At 63.0% G+C, this 15,824-nt stretch carries 13 protein-coding genes; 10 read left to right on the top strand and 3 right to left on the bottom strand.

From position 1 onward, the window contains the following. Positions 1–54 precede the first annotated feature (54 nt). The 3 genes from KHO31_RS15060 (at position 55) to KHO31_RS15050 (ending at position 1,891) form a co-directional block, all read left to right on the top strand. The gene (locus tag KHO31_RS15060) at positions 55–552 is read left to right on the top strand and encodes a carboxypeptidase-like regulatory domain-containing protein (protein WP_201071041.1); all 498 of its coding nucleotides are present in this window, start codon (positions 55–57) and stop codon (positions 550–552) included. 164 nt (positions 553–716) lie between these two features. After that, a complete protein-coding gene (locus KHO31_RS15055) occupies positions 717–1,109 on the top strand; it encodes a DUF427 domain-containing protein (protein ID WP_201071038.1) in 393 nt (130 codons plus the stop codon). A 32-nt stretch (positions 1,110–1,141) separates the two neighbouring features. After that, complete coding sequence (locus KHO31_RS15050) at positions 1,142–1,891, top strand: CoxG family protein (protein WP_201071035.1); 750 nt, start codon at positions 1,142–1,144, stop codon at positions 1,889–1,891. Positions 1,892–2,024: 133 nt separating this feature from the next. On the opposite strand, the gene KHO31_RS15045 is transcribed toward KHO31_RS15050, so the two are convergent. Beyond that, complete coding sequence (locus KHO31_RS15045) at positions 2,025–3,020, bottom strand: helix-turn-helix domain-containing protein (protein ID WP_201071033.1); 996 nt, start codon at positions 3,018–3,020, stop codon at positions 2,025–2,027. Between the two features lie 181 nt (positions 3,021–3,201). Here KHO31_RS15045 and KHO31_RS15040 point away from each other — a divergent pair, with 181 nt between their 5' ends. Next, a complete protein-coding gene (locus KHO31_RS15040) occupies positions 3,202–3,834 on the top strand; it encodes a cysteine hydrolase family protein (RefSeq protein ID WP_201071031.1) in 633 nt (210 codons plus the stop codon). A gap of 4 nt (positions 3,835–3,838) precedes the next feature. On the opposite strand, the gene KHO31_RS15035 is transcribed toward KHO31_RS15040, so the two are convergent. After that, positions 3,839–4,516, bottom strand: coding sequence for a TetR family transcriptional regulator (locus KHO31_RS15035; RefSeq protein ID WP_201071028.1), 678 nt, complete (start codon positions 4,514–4,516; stop codon positions 3,839–3,841). Between the two features lie 428 nt (positions 4,517–4,944). Between KHO31_RS15035 and KHO31_RS15030 the strand changes: the two genes are divergently transcribed. Genes KHO31_RS15030 through KHO31_RS15020 form a run of 3 tightly spaced genes read left to right on the top strand, consistent with a single transcriptional unit; the run spans position 4,945 to position 10,936 of the window. Then, entirely contained in the window at positions 4,945–6,177 is a 1,233-nt protein-coding gene (locus tag KHO31_RS15030) for an efflux RND transporter periplasmic adaptor subunit (RefSeq protein ID WP_201071026.1), read from the top strand. 18 nt (positions 6,178–6,195) lie between these two features. Next, complete coding sequence (locus tag KHO31_RS15025) at positions 6,196–9,417, top strand: efflux RND transporter permease subunit (RefSeq protein ID WP_201071024.1); 3,222 nt, start codon at positions 6,196–6,198, stop codon at positions 9,415–9,417. A 1-nt stretch (position 9,418) separates the two neighbouring features. After that, positions 9,419–10,936 carry an efflux transporter outer membrane subunit gene (locus KHO31_RS15020; protein ID WP_201071022.1) on the top strand — a complete coding sequence of 506 codons (1,518 nt, stop codon included), beginning with the start codon at positions 9,419–9,421 and terminating at the stop codon, positions 10,934–10,936. Between the two features lie 191 nt (positions 10,937–11,127). Here the strand turns inward: KHO31_RS15020 and KHO31_RS15015 are convergent, their stop codons facing one another. After that, positions 11,128–12,540, bottom strand: a complete 1,413-nt coding sequence (locus KHO31_RS15015) for a nucleobase:cation symporter-2 family protein (RefSeq protein WP_201071020.1) — start codon at positions 12,538–12,540, stop codon at positions 11,128–11,130. A 1-nt stretch (position 12,541) separates the two neighbouring features. Here KHO31_RS15015 and KHO31_RS15010 point away from each other — a divergent pair, with 1 nt between their 5' ends. The 3 genes from KHO31_RS15010 to KHO31_RS15000 all read left to right on the top strand — a co-directional run bounded on the left by KHO31_RS15010 (position 12,542) and on the right by KHO31_RS15000 (position 15,803). Then, positions 12,542–12,766 (top strand): prephenate dehydrogenase, encoded by a 225-nt coding sequence (locus tag KHO31_RS15010; RefSeq protein ID WP_236071260.1) that lies wholly within the window; start codon positions 12,542–12,544, stop codon positions 12,764–12,766. A 210-nt stretch (positions 12,767–12,976) separates the two neighbouring features. After that, complete coding sequence (locus KHO31_RS15005; RefSeq protein ID WP_201071018.1) at positions 12,977–14,470, top strand: xylulokinase; 1,494 nt, start codon at positions 12,977–12,979, stop codon at positions 14,468–14,470. Positions 14,471–14,696: 226 nt separating this feature from the next. Continuing rightward, positions 14,697–15,803: an S-(hydroxymethyl)glutathione dehydrogenase/class III alcohol dehydrogenase gene (locus KHO31_RS15000; RefSeq protein WP_028197996.1), complete on the top strand. Its 1,107-nt coding sequence runs from the start codon at positions 14,697–14,699 to the stop codon at positions 15,801–15,803. Positions 15,804–15,824: the final 21 nt, after the last annotated feature.

Raw genomic sequence — 15,824 nt, 5'->3', positions numbered from 1 at the left:
CGGGGACCCAGCGAGGGACGCCGAGCGAAAAGCACCTTAAGAAGGAGCGAACCGATGAAAACCCAACGCAATCATCAAAGGATCGTAGCCGCCGCGATATGCGCAGCGCTCACGCTCGGTCTGGCGGGCGGCGCGTATGCGCAGCAGGCGGGCCAGGTGACAGGCGGCACGACCACGGACAACGGTAGCGCAGGCAATGCCAATGGCGGTGGCCTACCCCAAATCCAGCATAAGGGCGACGTTTCGTTCGTGTCCGGCGGCGTCGGGCTCGACGAATCCACGGCGCTGCAGCACGCGCAAAGCCAGTGGCCGTTGTCGCTGCGCTTCACCGGCCCCGGCTCCGATTTTCTGGCCGACGTCCGCGTGCGGATCGTCGACGCGCACGATGGCGATGTGCTGACCGCCACCTCGCGCGGTCCGTATATGCTGGTCAATCTGCGCCCGGGCCGCTACACGGTGCACGCGCAATACGAGGATCACGACCAGAGCAGGTCGGTGACGGTCCCGGCCAAGGGCACGGCCAAGGCGGCGTTCTATTGGAACACGCAATAAGCCTTTCGCCTTCATGAGCGGCGCCGGGCGAGACGCTCCCGGCGGCATTCAGGAAGGGCGCGCATTCGGCAGAAGTTTGGCCGATAATGAAGCCACGGGCACCCCCGTGGCTTTACTGTTTGCACGATTGCACACTGAGCTACACAACACCCCGGAGCCGAGACATGAACGATGCCTTGACACCCCACGAAAACCCCGGCGCGAGCACGGGCGGGCACACCATCGCGATCAGCGGCAACAACCACCGGGTGCGGGTGATTCATGGCGGCGTGACCATGGCCGACACCCAGTCGGGACTCACACTCAAGGAAACCGGTCTGGCGGACGTGTTCTATTTCCCGCGTGGCGACGTCAACATGGCGCGCCTCGAACGCTCCACGCATACTTCGCACTGCCCGTTCAAGGGCGAGGCTTCCTACTTCCATCTGCGTACCGAAGACGGCCTGATCGAAAACGCCGTATGGAGCTATGAGACGCCGCTCGAGCCGGCGATAAGGATAAAAGGGTATCTCGCGTTTTACGCATCGCGCGTCGACCGCATCGATCAGACGTCCTGACCGGCTGTCGCGCGTTCACCGGGGAGGCTGCCATGGAAGTGAACGACGCGTTACGGATTCCGCTTGCGCCGTCCGATGTTTGGGACGCGTTGCAGGATCTCGCCTTGTTGCGTGCCAGCCTCGACAACTGTGAGTCGTTCACGCGGCTTAGCCACGGCGAATATGCGCTCGCCATGACGGTGCCGCTCGGGCCGTTGCGCGCGCGTTACGAAGCGCGCGCCCACGTGGCTGGGCAGGATTCCGGACCGGCGGACGCGCAGCGCCGCACCATCAACTTCAAGGCACGAGCCGAGGGCATCGGCGCGTTGCGCGGGCAGATCGAGGTGAGATTGCGCGCAGACGATGGCTCGCACGGCATCGGCAGGGAGCGGGGCACGCGAATCGACTACACGATCTGGGCGACCTCGTCCGGGCCGCTCGCCGAATTGCCCACGCGCCAGCTCGAAAACGCGCTGCATCAACTGGCCGACGATTTTTTTGCGGAGTTTGGTGCGGTCGTTCGCGCCAAACATGGGCAGGGGCCGAACCGTGCACGCGGCTCGGCGACGCGGCGGCAGTATGTGTTCCTCCGTCCGATCACACTCGGCGGTATGGCTCGGCGTACCCGCACGGATCATGGCAATGCGCTGACCGGCCGGGCGGCGAGCGCGTCGCATGGGACATCGCACGGGGTGTCGCATCACGAGTCCGGTCCGCACGTGGTCCCGAACTGGGCGTGGGCGGCGATGATTTTTCTGGTGGCGCTGCTGTTGTATGTGGCGCGCTGGATTAGTGAAAACTAACGGTCTGGCTTTGCGCGCCGCTGTCGTGCGCGCGCGACTACGAAATCCTGGTGGGTTACTACGAAACGCCGTTGGCCACGCGGCGTTTGCACCTCCCAGACGCTTTGCCCTCTTTTGCCGGTCTCACCCGCGCTCACACGCCGCGAAATTCCCGCCGCCACGCGGACGGCGAGGTGCGGAACGCCTCCGCGAAATGTTGCCGTAGCGAGGCGGTCGAGCCGAAACCCGCAATCCCCGCGATCACTTCCACGGACTCATCCGTGCTTTCCAGCAGTTGCTGCGCGCGAGTGAGCCGCTGCGTCAGCAGCCATGCGCCGACGGTTGTGCCGGTGGCGAGCCGGAAGCGCCGTGTAAAGGTGCGGCGGCTCATCAACGCACGCTCGGCGAGCGTGTCGAGCGTATGCGCTTCATCCAGATTCCCGCTCACCCATTCGAGCAGGCACGACAGACGGTCGCCGCGTACGTTCGGCGCCACCGGTTGCTGAATGTATTGCGCCTGGTTCCCCTGCCGATGCGGCGGGACCACCAGTCGGCGTGCGACATAGTTCGCCGCCTGCGCGCCGCACATCTTGCGCAGGACATGCAGGCAGCAGTCGAGGCCGGCGGCGGTGCCGGCCGAGGTCAGCACGTTGCCGTCGTCGACATAGAGCACGTCGGGATCGAGCCGCACGCGCGGATAGCGGCGCGCGAAGTCGTCCGCCCACGCCCAGTGGGTCGACGCAGGCCGGTTGTCGAGAATGCCGGTGGCCGCCAGCACGAACGCGCCCAGGCATAGTCCGACCAGCTGGGCGCCGCGTGCATGGGCGGCGCACAGTGCGTCGAGCAGGTCGGCGGGTGGCGTCTCGTTCGGATCGCGCCAGCTCGGCACGATGATCGTGTTCGCGTCGGCGAGTGCTTCGAGTCCGTGCGTGACGGCAATCGAGAAGCCGGCAGTGGTGGTCAGGGCACCGCTCTCGGCAGCGCAGACGCGAAAATCGAAATCGGGCAAGCCGGCGTCGCTGCGGTCCTCGCCAAACACCACGCACGGTACCGAAAGATGGAACGGGTTGATGCGGTCGAACGCGACTACCGCGACGACGTGGCGGGGCGCGTCGTCGCGCTCCGCCGTGGAGGAGGTGGGTGTAGCCATCAGCCGCGGTCGCCCTATGAGATTCAACGATGATCTAACGATGGCCCGATTCTAGCGAAGATTGTCATTCGGGTCGCTGTCGGGAAAACGGCAGCGAGCCAACAATGCAGTCATCGCCGCTGCCTATGCAGCGCCCGCCCCGGGCCAAGCAGCGCGATCCTTATCTGACAGGAGTCTCGCCATGACTACACCGCGCCGTGCGCTGATCGTTATCGACGTGCAGAACGAATACGTGACGGGCGATCTGCCGATCGAATACCCGGATGTGCATACCTCGCTGGCGAACATCGGCCGCGCGATGGACGCCGCGCGCGCTGCCGGCGTGCCGGTGGTGGTGGTGCAACATTTCTCGTCGGCCGGCTCGCCGGTGTTTGCGCGCGGTAGCGAAGGCGCCGAGCTGCATCCGGTGGTGGGCGCGCGGGCGCACGATCACTATATAGAGAAGTCGCTGGCGAGCGCCTTTGCCGGCACTGATCTCGCCGACTGGCTGGCCGCGCAGCAGGTCGACACGCTGACGGTCGTCGGCTACATGACACACAACTGCGACGCCTCGACGATCAACCACGCGTGGCATGCAGGGCTTGCCGTCGAATTCCTGCACGACGCAACCGGTTCGCTGCCCTATGAGAACAGCGCGGGCTTTGCAAGCGCGCAGGAGATTCACCGGGTTTTCAGCGTGGTCCTGCAGTCGAACTTCGCGGCGGTGGCGAGTACAGAGCAGTGGATCGCGGCGGTGCAGGGTGGCGCGACGCTCGAGCTCGGCAACATCTACTCGTCGAATCAGAACGCGCGGGCGCGCCGGGTTGCCGCGTAAGTATCTAGCCCGTCTGACCGGGGGATCGGGCGGCCGGCGCCGCCCGATCCCCCGTGCGCAACGCCGGGCTCAGCAGCAGCGCATCGAACATCCCCGCGACCATCTGCTCCGCATGCTTGCCGAAATCGGTCGCCTCCGGCAGAAACAGCATGTCGCGCAGCGAGCCGCTGACGAATGCGTGCACCATTGCTGCCGCGATCCGCGTGTCGAGGTCGGTCGGCAGTTGCCCTTTGGAGATCGCATTGCGCAGACCGCCTTCGATCTTCTTGAGCCCTTCGCGCATATTGGTCTGATAGCGGACCATCACCGGGCCCATCTCTTCAACCAACTCGCACTTCAGAAAGAGGATGTCGAACACCCGCCGGCGACGCGGGTCGTTGGCGGTGTCGCGTAGGCAGACCGTACAGATCTCTACCAGACGCCCGAGCGGATCGGGTTCATTGGGGTCTTGCGAGGCGGCCTTGAGTTCGTCCAGCGGCAGCAGCACGCGGTCGAACATTTCGGTAAACAGATCGCTCTTGTGCGCGAAATGCCAATAGATTGCGCCACGCGTGACGCCGGCGGCCTGCGCGATGTCGGCGAGCGACGTGCGCGATACACCCTTCTCGAAGAAAACCCGCTCGGCCGCGTCGAGAATACTGTTGCGCGTCTCCTGCGCCTCTTCTTTGGTTCTTCTGACCATATTGGTGTGACCTGCGCTGATTGTGGGGTTTTCCCGAGCGTTTTTAAGGACGCCCGATGACAATCTGACTACGATTAAGCGAATTTTGAACCGATCTTGCGGGCCCCTGCCGACAAGAGAAGCAAATGCACTTTTACATGCATTCGTGGATGTATATATAATAGCATCCCACGATCGGATAGCCCAAGCCGTGACGACCGGTTAATATCCGTCACTGTTGCCTTTCAAAACGCTCTTGCGCCGTGCCTGGATGGGCGGCGCCGCGCGGCATTTCCCCGGTATGGCGCATTTCGCTCAGATGCCCCTGCAGGTGCGGTTGGCATCCACGGGCTTTCGGTCAAGCGTCGCAAGACGCATGTGTGCGCTGTCGTCCCCGGGGTAGGGATGCGCGCACTTTTTCATTCTCAGTCTTTGACAGAGGTCGCTCCATGCGCGTCGAACGGGTTCCATTCCGCTTAATCAGTGCCGCGACGGCTGCCGTATTGCTGGCAGCGTGCGGACCAAAACAATCTGCCCCGCCGCAACAAACGCCCGAAGTTGGCGTCGTCACCGTGCAGCCGACGGCTGTGCCCGTCATTACCGAATTGCCGGGCCGCACCAATGCCTTCCTCGTGGCGCAAGTGCGTGCACGGGTCGACGGCATCGTGCTGCGCCGCGAATTCACCGAAGGTGACCAGGTCAAGGCCGGCCAGCGTCTGTACAAGATCGATCCGGCGCCGTACATCGCCGCGCTGAACAACGCGAAGGCAACGCTGGCGAAGGCGCAGGCCAACCTTGCGACAACCACCGCGCAAGCCAACCGCTACAAGGTGCTGGTTGCCGCCAACGCGGTCAGCAAGCAGGACTACGACAACGCGGTGGCCGCAGAGGGCCAGGCCGCGGCTGACGTCGCCGCCGGCAAGGCCTCGGTCGACACGGCGCAGATCAACCTCGGCTACACCGACGTGACCTCGCCGGTGACCGGCCAGATCGGCATCTCGCAAGTCACGCCGGGCGCTTATGTGCAGGCGAGCGCCGCCACGCTGCTGGCCACGGTCCAGCAACTCGACCCGGTCTACGTGGACCTGACGCAATCGAGCCTCGACGGTCTGAAGCTGCGCCGCGAAGTGCAGGAAGGGCGCCTGAAGACGACCGGCCCGGATGCTGCCAAGGTCTCGCTGATTCTCGAAGACGGCCGCACCTATTCGGAAAAGGGCAAGCTGCAGTTCACCGACGTGACGGTCGATCAGGGCACGGGCTCTGTTACGGTTCGCGCGATCTTCAAGAACGCGGATAAGGTGCTCCTGCCGGGTATGTTCGTGCGCGCCAGGATCGAGGAAGGCGTCAACGACAACGCGCTCGTCGTGCCGCAAGTCGGTATCACGCATGACCAGAAGGGTCAGCCGACCGCGCTGGTCGTCGGCGAGGACAACAAGGTCGTGCTGCGTCAACTGGTTACGTCGGGTACGTACGGTCCGAACTGGGTGGTCGAGAGTGGCCTGAAGGCCGGCGACCGCGTGATTGTCCAGGGTACCGACAAGGCGCATCCGGGGCAGCAGGTCAAGGCCGTTGCCGCACAACTTCCCGCCACACCCGCTTCCGACGCATCCGCTCAGGGTGCGCCGGCCGCCAGCGGTGCTACGCAGACGGCGCGACCCGCTTCTGCTGCATCGGGCGCGTAATAACAGGGAGCCCGCCACATGGCAAAGTTCTTTATCGATCGCCCGATTTTTGCATGGGTGATCGCCATTATTCTGATGCTCGCGGGTATCGCGTCGGTCTTTACGTTGCCGATCGCGCAATACCCGACCATCGCGCCGCCGGCCGTGCAGATCAGCGCAACGTACCCGGGCGCATCGGCGAAGACGGTGGAAAACACCGTCACGCAGGTGATCGAGCAGCAGATGAGTGGTCTCGACCACTTGCTGTATCTGTCGTCCACCTCGGACGACTCGGGTACGGCAACCATTACGCTGACGTTCGCAGCCGGCACCAATCCTGACATTGCGCAGGTGCAAGTGCAGAACAAGCTGCAGCTCGCCACGCCGCTGTTGCCGCAAGCCGTGCAGCAGCTGGGCACCAAGGTCACGAAGTCGAGCAGCAGCTTCTTGCTGGTGATGGCGTTCGTGTCCGAAGACGGCAGCATGAACAAGTACGACCTGGCGAACTACGTCGCGTCGAACGTTCAGGATCCGGTCAGCCGGATCGACGGCGTGGGTACGGTGACGCTGTTCGGCTCGCAGTACGCAATGCGGATCTGGCTCGACGCCAACAAGCTGACCAACTTCGGCCTCACGCCGGTAGACGTGCAGACGGCCTTGCAGGCGCAGAACGTGCAGGTCGCGGGCGGCTCGCTCGGCGGCACGCCGTCGGTGCCGGGGCAGGTGCTGCAAGCAACCATTACGGAAGCCACGCTGCTGAACACGCCTGAACAGTTCGGCAACGTGCTGCTGAAGGTGAATCCGGACGGCTCGCAGGTGCGCATCAAGGACGTGGGCCGTATCGAGCTCGGTGGCGAAAACTACAACTTCGACACCAAGTACAACGGTCAGCCGACGGCAGGTTTCGGTATTCAGCTCGCTACCGGCGCGAACGCGCTGGCAACCGCCAAGGCAGTGCGCGCGAAGATCGACGAACTGTCGAAGTACTTCCCGCATGGCCTCGTCGTGAAGTACCCGTACGACACCACGCCGTTCGTGCGCCTGTCGATCGAAGAAGTGGTCAAGACACTGCTCGAAGGTATCGTGCTGGTGTTCCTGGTCATGTACCTGTTCCTGCAGAATCTGCGCGCCACGCTGATCCCGACGATCGCCGTGCCGGTGGTGTTGCTGGGCACATTCGCGATCATGGGTCTGGTGGGCTTCTCGATCAACACGCTGTCCATGTTCGGGCTCGTGCTGGCGATCGGCTTGCTGGTGGACGATGCGATCGTGGTGGTGGAAAACGTCGAGCGGGTGATGCAGGAGGAGGGCTTATCGCCTCGAGATGCCACCCGCAAGGCGATGGACCAGATTACCGGCGCGCTGGTCGGCGTGGCGCTCGTGCTGTCGGCGGTGTTCGTGCCGGTGGCGTTCTCGGGCGGTTCGGTCGGTGCAATTTACCGGCAGTTCTCGCTGACGATCGTGGCGGCGATGGTGCTGTCCGTGCTGGTCGCGTTGATTCTGACGCCGGCGCTGTGCGCGACGATTCTCAAGCCGATCGAAAAGGGCCACCAGGAAAAAACCACCGGCTTCTTCGGCTGGTTCAACCGCACGTTCAACAAGAGCCGCGACAAGTATCACTCGGGCGTTCACCACGTGATCAAGCGCTCGGGCCGTTGGCTGATCATCTATATGGTGGTGATCTTCGCGGTCGGCCTGCTGTTCGTGAAGTTGCCGAAGTCGTTCCTGCCTGACGAAGACCAGGGCACGATGTTCGTGCTGGTGCAAACGCCGTCCGGTTCAACGCAGGAAACCACGGCGCGCGCGCTGAAGGACGTCTCTGACTACCTGCTCAACACCGAGAAGGGCATTGTCGAATCGACCTTCACGGTGAACGGCTTCAGCTTTGCCGGCCGCGGTCAGAATGCGGGTCTCGTGTTCGTGCGGATGAAGGACTACGCGGTGCGTCAGCACTCGGATCAGAAGGTGCAGGCGCTGGTCGGCCGCCTCTTCATGCATTTCTCGAGCTACAAGAACGCGCTGGTGTATCCGGTGAATCCGCCGTCGATTCCTGAACTCGGCACGGCCGCCGGCTTCGACTTCGAGTTGCAGGATCGCGCCGGTATCGGCCACGAGAAGCTGATGCAAGCTCGCAACATGCTGCTGGGCATGGCCGCGAAAGATCCGACGCTGGCTCAGGTGCGTCCGAACGGCCTGAACGATACGCCGCAGTTCACCGTGAACATCGATCACGAGAAGGCTTCCGCGCTCGGCGTGTCGTTGTCGGCGATCGACCAGACGTTCTCGATCGCATGGGCGTCGCAGTACGTGAACAACTTCCTCGATACCGACGGCCGGATCAAGAAGGTGTACCTGCAGGGCGACGCACCGTTCCGCATGAAGCCGGAAGACCTGAACGCCTGGTACGTGCGCAATTCGGCCGGCGGCATGGTGCCGTTCTCATCGTTCGCCAGCGGCACGTGGACCTACGGTTCGCCGAAGCTCGAGCGCTACAACGGTATCTCGGCGGTGGAAATCCAGGGCGCGGCAGCACCGGGTAAGTCGACCGGTCAGGCCATGACGGCCATGGAAGCACTCGTGGCGAAGCTGCCGGCGGGTATCGGCTACGAATGGACGGGCTTGTCGCTGCAGGAACGCCAGTCCGGTTCGCAGGCACCGATTCTGTACGGCATCTCGATCCTCGTCGTGTTCCTGTGTCTCGCGGCGTTGTATGAAAGCTGGTCGATCCCGTTCTCGGTGATCATGGTGGTGCCGCTCGGCGTGATCGGCGCACTGCTGGCCGCTACGCTGCGCGGGCTCGAGAACGACGTGTTCTTCCAGGTGGGTCTGTTGACCACGGTGGGGCTGTCGGCGAAGAACGCGATTCTGATCGTGGAATTCGCCCGCGAACTGCAGCAGGGCGAAGGGATGGGTCCGGTCGAGGCCGCGCTGGAAGCTGCGCGTCTGCGGTTGCGTCCGATTCTGATGACCTCGCTCGCGTTCATTCTCGGCGTGATGCCGCTTGCGATCAGTAACGGCGCGGGTTCGGCCAGCCAGCACGCAATCGGTACCGGCGTGATCGGCGGGATGTTGACGGCGACCTTCCTCGCGATTTTCATGATCCCGATGTTCTTCGTCGTGATCCGCGCGAAGTTCGGCGGCGAAAAGGAAGACCCGGATGAGGCGCTCGCACACTACAACCAGCACCATCCGCATGATCCGCAAGGTGGCGGGTCGGCTGGCGGGTCGACTGATCAAGGCTCGGGCAAGGACGGACATTGAGATGCAAAAACACTCTTTGATTGCAGTGGCGGTAGCGCTGTTCGCCGCGGGTTGCACGATGGCGCCGAAGTACCACCGCCCGGCTGAACCCGTGACCGCGACCTTCCCGGCCGGCGGCGTGTACGACACGCAACCGGGCGCGGCGAGTGCCGCGCGTACCGCGAACGGTCAGGCGGCCGCCGATATCGGCTGGCGTGATTTCTTCGGCGACGCGCGTTTGCAGCGGCTGATCGAAATCGCGCTGAAGAACAACCGCGATCTGCGCGTGTCGGTGCTGAATATTCAGGCATCGCAGGCGCAGTACCAGATCGTTCGCGCGGCGTTGTTCCCGACGCTGAACGCGGCGGCGTCGGAAAGCAAACAGCGCACGCCGAGGGACCTGTCGTCCACGCCCTCGACGGTCACGACTTCGTATTCGGTCGGCCTGAACGCCTCCTGGGAAATCGACTTCTTCGGGCGGATTCAAAGCCTGAAGGATCAGGCGTTGGCTCAGTACCTGGCTACCGCTCAGGCGCGCAAGGCCGCGGAAATCGCGTTGGTCTCGCAGGTCGCGAATCAGTACATGACGGTGCTCGAGCTGGACGATCTGCTGAAGGTCACACAGAACACGCTGAAGACCGCTGAGGAATCGTACCGGATCACCAAGTTGCAGTTCGACAACGGCACGGGTTCGGAACTGGATCTGCGGCAGTCGGAAACGGTGGTCGATCAGGCGCAGGCTAGCCTGCAGTCGCAGGCGCGTTTGCGGGCGCAAGCGGATAACGCGCTCGTGCTGTTGCTTGGCGAGCCGTTGCCCGACGATCTGCCGCCTGGCATGTCGTTGGACAACCAGAGTCTGCTCACGGATATTCCGGCGGGTCTGCCGTCCGATCTGCTTACGCGTCGTCCGGACATCATGGAGGCCGAAGAGAATCTGCTCGCGGCTAACGCGAACATCGGCGCGGCGCGTGCAGCGTTCTTCCCGAAGGTCTCGCTGACCGGCAGTTTCGGTACGCTGAGCCCATCGCTCGGCGGTCTGTTCAAGGCGGGTTCGGCGGCATGGAGCTTCGCACCGTCGATCACGTTGCCGATCTTCGAAGGTGGCGCGAACAAAGCTAATCTCGACCTCGCCACGGTGCAGAAGAACATCCAGATCGCGACGTATGAGAAGGCGATCCAGACGGCCTTCCGCGACGTGGCGGACGGTCTGGCGGCACGTGGCACATACGATCAGCAGATCCAGTCGCTTGAGCGCAATACCTTTGCCGAGCAGCGCCGGCTGGATCTGTCGGATCTGCGTTACAAGAACGGCGTCGACAGTTATCTGTCGGTGCTGACCGCGCAGAACGACCTGTATTTGTCGCAGCAGTTGCTGGTTACCGCGCGTATGCAGCGCCTCCAGAACCTGGTGACGTTGTATCAGGCACTCGGCGGCGGCTGGATCGAACGGAACGGCGAGCAGCCGCGTCCGGCCGATGCTCCGGTCGATTACGGTGCAGCGAGTGCACCGGTGGCGGCTTCGGCGGCTACAGCGGGTTAAGCCGGTGGACTGAGTCGGCGGGTTAGGCCGGCTTCAGTCCAGTAACCGCCGGCGCGCACGGAGGGTTTCTGTTTCAAGGGAGCCGTCCTGCGTAGCCGGCAATAAAAAAAGCCACGGCATGCCGTGGCTTTTTTGTTGGTTCGTAGCGCTCGCGCAATGACTATTGCATCGGCGCTAGCGGGAGATCACGCTCAGTGCACATCCGCGGCGCGCAGCATCTCGTCGCCGCCCTTCGGATCATTGCCGCCGCGTCCGTCGAAATCATGTCCGGCCTTGCGAATTTCGCACTGCGCCTTCTTCTCGCTCTTCACGCCGTTGAAGATCAGGTTCAGCACGACCGCCGACACCGACGCCAGCAAGATCCCGCTATGCAACAGCGGCGACAGCGCCGGAGGCAGCTTCGAGAAAAATTGCGGCGACACCACCGGCACCAGACCCATGCCGATACTCACCGCGACGATGAACAGGTTGTGGTGGTTCTTCACGAAGTCGACCTTGGCCAGTACCTTGATGCCGTTTGCCGCAACCATGCCGAACATCACGATGCCTGCACCGCCGAGCACGAAGGCCGGCACCGAAGCAACCACCTGCGCCATCTTCGGGAACAGACCCAGCAGCACCAGAATCACGCCGCCCATTGCGCAGACAAAGCGGCTCTTCACACCCGTCACGCCGATCAGGCCGACGTTCTGCGAGAACGAGGTATGCGGAAACGAGTTGAAGATGCCGCCGATCAGCGTGCCCAGACCGTCAACGCGCAGACCGCGCACCAGCGTCTTCTGGTCCACCGGACGATCCACCATGTCGCCGACTGCGAGGAACATGCCGGTTGATTCGATGAAGGTAACGAACATCACGGTGACCATCGTCGCGATTGCCAGCGGATCGAAATGCGGCAGGCCGAAGTGGAACGGCATCACAATGCCGACCCACGGTGCGTGCGTGATGCCGTCCATGTTCACGCGGCCGAGCGCCAGCGCGATGATGAAACCTGCGACGATGCCGAGCAGCACCGAGATATTGGCGAGGAAGCCCTTGGCGAACTTGTTGATGAGCAGAATCAGCATCAGCACGAGCAGCGACAGCCCCAGATAGATCGGGTTGCCGTAATCAGGATTGCCCACGCCGCCGGCCGCCCAGTTGATGCCCACTTCCATCAGCGAGAGGCCGATCACCGAGATCACTACGCCGATCACCACCGGTGGGAAAAAGCGCAGCAGCTTGCCGACCATCGGCGCGAGAAGGATGCCGATGACGCCGGCCGCGATCGTCGAGCCGAAGATGTCGAGAATGCCGAGTGAAGGATTCGTGCCGATCGCGACCATCGGACCGACAGCCGCGAACGTGCAGCCCATGATGACCGGCAGACGGATGCCGAAGATCCACAGACCGAGGGTCTGAATCAGCGTGGCGATGCCGCAGGAAAACAGATCGGCGCTAATCAGGAACGCGATCTGGTCTTTCGGCAGTTTGAGCGCGGCACCGATGATCAGTGGCACCGCAACTGCGCCTGCGTACATCACCAAAACGTGCTGAATGCCGAGCGTCAGCAACTGGCCCGCGGGCAGTCGCTCGTCGCACGGGTGAACCGTGTTCGATTGCATTTTGTCTCTCTCCACCATCTCGTTTTGGGATGGCTCCAAGGTATGCGGAACGATAAAGCGCAACAAGACCACTGGGGCCTATTCCGGCATTCCCGGTGACGATATGCGTGAAGCGCGTTTGAAAGCAAAAAGAAATGTGCGCGCCGCGCAAATCGGCGCAAAGCCCTATGCAGCGGCGAGGCCTCTGCGTGCGCGGCGCGGCGTCGCCTCAGGTGATATGTGTTAAAAACAATGGGGTGTATCTCGCTGTGCGCATAGTCCTGTTTTCGCCTGGCGGCCCGTTTGACGGGGTTAACCCGCAAATTGAGGGTTTTCACTTAGACTGCCGCGCGACTGTCGGCGAGTCTCGAAAACCTGCCTTGGAAGATGGAAAATACAGCGCTATTCGCACCTTCCGTGTGCGTTTTCCCAAGCCTCATTAGATGTTCTATCGCTCATGACTTTTCTTGGCATCGACCTCGGCACCGGCTCCCTCAAAGTAGCAATCGTCGACGAAAGCGGCCGCGAGCAGGCCGCGGCGAGTGTCGCGTATGGACTCGAAACGCCGCATCCCGGATGGGCCGAAATTTCGGTGCAAACCTGGTGGCGCGCGCTTTGCGAAGCGGCGGCGCGGTTGCCTGAAGATTTGCGTCGAGAGGTGCAAGCAATCGGCTTCTCCGGACAGATGCACGGTGTTGTTCTGATCGACGCCAATGGCGAAGCGGTGCGCCCCGCGATGCTCTGGCCCGACACGCGTGCATTGGAGTTGCTCGAACAGTGGCCCGAGCCTCAGCCGAATCCGGTTGCGCCTGGCATGGCGGGTCCTTTGCTGCGTTGGATCGTGCAAAACGATCCGCAGTCCGCGCGTAAAACGCGTTGGGCGCTGCAACCGAAAGACTGGCTGCGTGTCGCGCTAGGCGGTGCGGTCGCAACCGATCCTTCCGACGCCTGTGCGACCGCGCTTGCCGATCCCGCCGGCGCGTGGGATCGCGCGCTGCTCGATCGCCTCGAACTGCCGCACGAATGGTTCGCGCCGTTGGCGCCATCGTATGCGGCGGGCGGCATGTTGTCGGAGAAAGCCGCACAAGCGCTCGGTCTGCGCGCCGGCATCGTGCTCGCGATGGGCGCCGCCGATACGCCATGCGCGGCACTCGGCAGTGGTCTCGCTAGCGACGGCGACGCCTTGCTCACCACCGGCACGGGTGGACAAATCGTCGTACTCGCCGAGCATGTACCGCAAGCGGTAAAGGGACTGCATCGTTATCGAGCCGCGAGCGATCACTGGTATCGGATGGCGGCGATGCAAAACGTCGGCGTGGCGCTAGAACGCGTACGCGGCTGGCTGTCATATGAATGGGCGGACGCCTATCGTGATGCGTTCGGCCATGCATCCGGTAGTACCTCAGGCAACGCATCGGGTGATGCCCTTGGTGATGAAAGAAGCGCGACCGCAAGCACTGCAACAGGCCTCACCTTCCTGCCATACCTCACCGGCGAGCGCACCCCGTGGCTCAACCCGGCCGCACGCGGCGGCTGGCTCGGCCTCGCGCTCGACCACACGCGCGGCATGATGATGCGCGCCGCATTCGAAGGCGTCGCGTTCTCGCTGCGTGCCGGGCTCGACGCGATTCGCGCAAGCGGCGCGACGGTGACGACATTGAAACTCGCGGGCGGTGGTTCGGTCGATGCGCGCTGGCGGCAGTTGCTCGCCGATGCTTTGAACGTCGAGTTGTATGCCGTGGATTGTCCCAACGCGGCGCCACGCGGCGCGGCCATCCTGGGTGGACTGGCGAGCGGACATTGGCACGCGAGCGATCTCGCTGCGCTGGCACCGGGCGCGACGCGTGTTGCCGGGCCGCAGGGCGATGCGGCGCTCGCCGAACGTTATGCGCGCTTTCTCGATCTGTATGGACGCGTCGAATCCTGGTTTGGCGAAACTCCGCTTCGATAAACGAGGCGATGTCAGCTACAGACAACGCTGCGACGTACTTTGCAATACCATTACGACTTTCGCACGCTACGTTATAGGCCGGCACATGATGCCGGACGAGAGCAACATCCTCCGTTCACAGCCTGGCACATGGTTTAACCGCAGCAACCGAACCGCGACACCGGCGCGCCGCGCGATATCCCGCCGCGACGCGCCAGGCATTCACAGACTCACAGGAGCATTCACGATGAAAACCAAAGCAGCAATCGCATGGAAAGCCGGCGCCCCGTTGACGATCGAAGAAGTGGATCTGGAAGGGCCGCGCGCCGGTGAAGTGCTGATCGAAGTGAAGGCGACGGGCATCTGCCACACCGACTACTACACGCTCTCGGGCGCCGATCCGGAAGGCATCTTCCCGGCGATTCTCGGACATGAAGGCGCAGGCGTGATCGTCGATGTCGGTCCAGGCGTGGGCACGCTGAAGAAGGGCGATCACGTGATTCCCTTGTACACGCCGGAATGCCGCCAGTGCAAGTTCTGTCTGTCGCGCAAGACCAATCTTTGCCAGGCGATCCGTTCGACGCAAGGCAAGGGCTTGATGCCCGACGCCACGTCGCGTTTCTCGCTGGATGGCAAGCCGCTGTTTCACTACATGGGCACGTCCACATTTTCGAACTACATCGTCGTGCCTGAAATCGCGGTGGCGAAGGTGCGTGAAGATGCGCCGTTCGACAAGATCTGCTACATCGGCTGCGGCGTGACGACGGGCGTCGGTGCGGTCGTGTATTCGGCGAAGGTCGAAGCGGGCGCGAACGTGGTGGTGTTCGGTCTCGGCGGGATCGGCCTGAACGTGATCCAGGGTGCGAAGATGGTCGGTGCGGACAAGATCATCGGTGTCGATCTGAACCCAGGCCGCGTGGAACTGGCGAAGAAATTCGGCATGACCCACTTCATCAACCCGAACGAAGTCGAGAACGTGGTCGACCATATCGTGCAACTCACGGACGGCGGCGCGGACTATTCGTTCGAGTGCATCGGCAACACCAAGGTGATGCGTCAGGCGCTGGAGTGCACGCACAAGGGCTGGGGTCAGTCGTTCATCATTGGCGTGGCGGCAGCGGGCGAAGAGATCAGCACGCGTCCGTTCCAGCTGGTGACGGGCCGTGAGTGGAAGGGCTCGGCATTTGGTGGCGCACGCGGCCGCACGGACGTACCGAAGATCGTCGACTGGTATATGGAAGGCAAGATCAACATCGACGACCTGATCACGCACCGTCTGCCGCTCGAGCGCATCAACGAAGGCTTCGACCTGATGAAGAAGGGCGAGTCGATCCGCTCGGTCGTGCTGTACTAACACGGCACTCACGCGGGATTC

The organism is Paraburkholderia domus (assembly GCF_905220705.1).
GTDB classification, from domain to species: domain Bacteria; phylum Pseudomonadota; class Gammaproteobacteria; order Burkholderiales; family Burkholderiaceae; genus Paraburkholderia; species Paraburkholderia domus.
Note: the sequence above shows the minus strand (reverse complement) of the source record. Positions and strands in the feature narration are given on the sequence as shown.

Bases quoted from the DNA above. Each gene is read 5' to 3' on its own strand.
- KHO31_RS15060 (WP_201071041.1), top strand. From the start codon at position 55: ATGAAAACCCAACGCAATCATCAAAGGATCGTAGCCGCCGCGATATGC.
- KHO31_RS15055 (WP_201071038.1), top strand. From the start codon at position 717: ATGAACGATGCCTTGACACCCCACGAAAACCCCGGCGCGAGCACGGGC.
- KHO31_RS15050 (WP_201071035.1), top strand. From the start codon at position 1,142: ATGGAAGTGAACGACGCGTTACGGATTCCGCTTGCGCCGTCCGATGTT.
- KHO31_RS15045 (WP_201071033.1), bottom strand. From the start codon at position 3,020: ATGGCTACACCCACCTCCTCCACGGCGGAGCGCGACGACGCGCCCCGC.
- KHO31_RS15040 (WP_201071031.1), top strand. From the start codon at position 3,202: ATGACTACACCGCGCCGTGCGCTGATCGTTATCGACGTGCAGAACGAA.
- KHO31_RS15035 (WP_201071028.1), bottom strand. From the start codon at position 4,516: ATGGTCAGAAGAACCAAAGAAGAGGCGCAGGAGACGCGCAACAGTATT.
- KHO31_RS15030 (WP_201071026.1), top strand. From the start codon at position 4,945: ATGCGCGTCGAACGGGTTCCATTCCGCTTAATCAGTGCCGCGACGGCT.
- KHO31_RS15025 (WP_201071024.1), top strand. From the start codon at position 6,196: ATGGCAAAGTTCTTTATCGATCGCCCGATTTTTGCATGGGTGATCGCC.
- KHO31_RS15020 (WP_201071022.1), top strand. From the start codon at position 9,419: ATGCAAAAACACTCTTTGATTGCAGTGGCGGTAGCGCTGTTCGCCGCG.
- KHO31_RS15015 (WP_201071020.1), bottom strand. From the start codon at position 12,540: ATGCAATCGAACACGGTTCACCCGTGCGACGAGCGACTGCCCGCGGGC.
- KHO31_RS15005 (WP_201071018.1), top strand. From the start codon at position 12,977: ATGACTTTTCTTGGCATCGACCTCGGCACCGGCTCCCTCAAAGTAGCA.
- KHO31_RS15000 (WP_028197996.1), top strand. From the start codon at position 14,697: ATGAAAACCAAAGCAGCAATCGCATGGAAAGCCGGCGCCCCGTTGACG.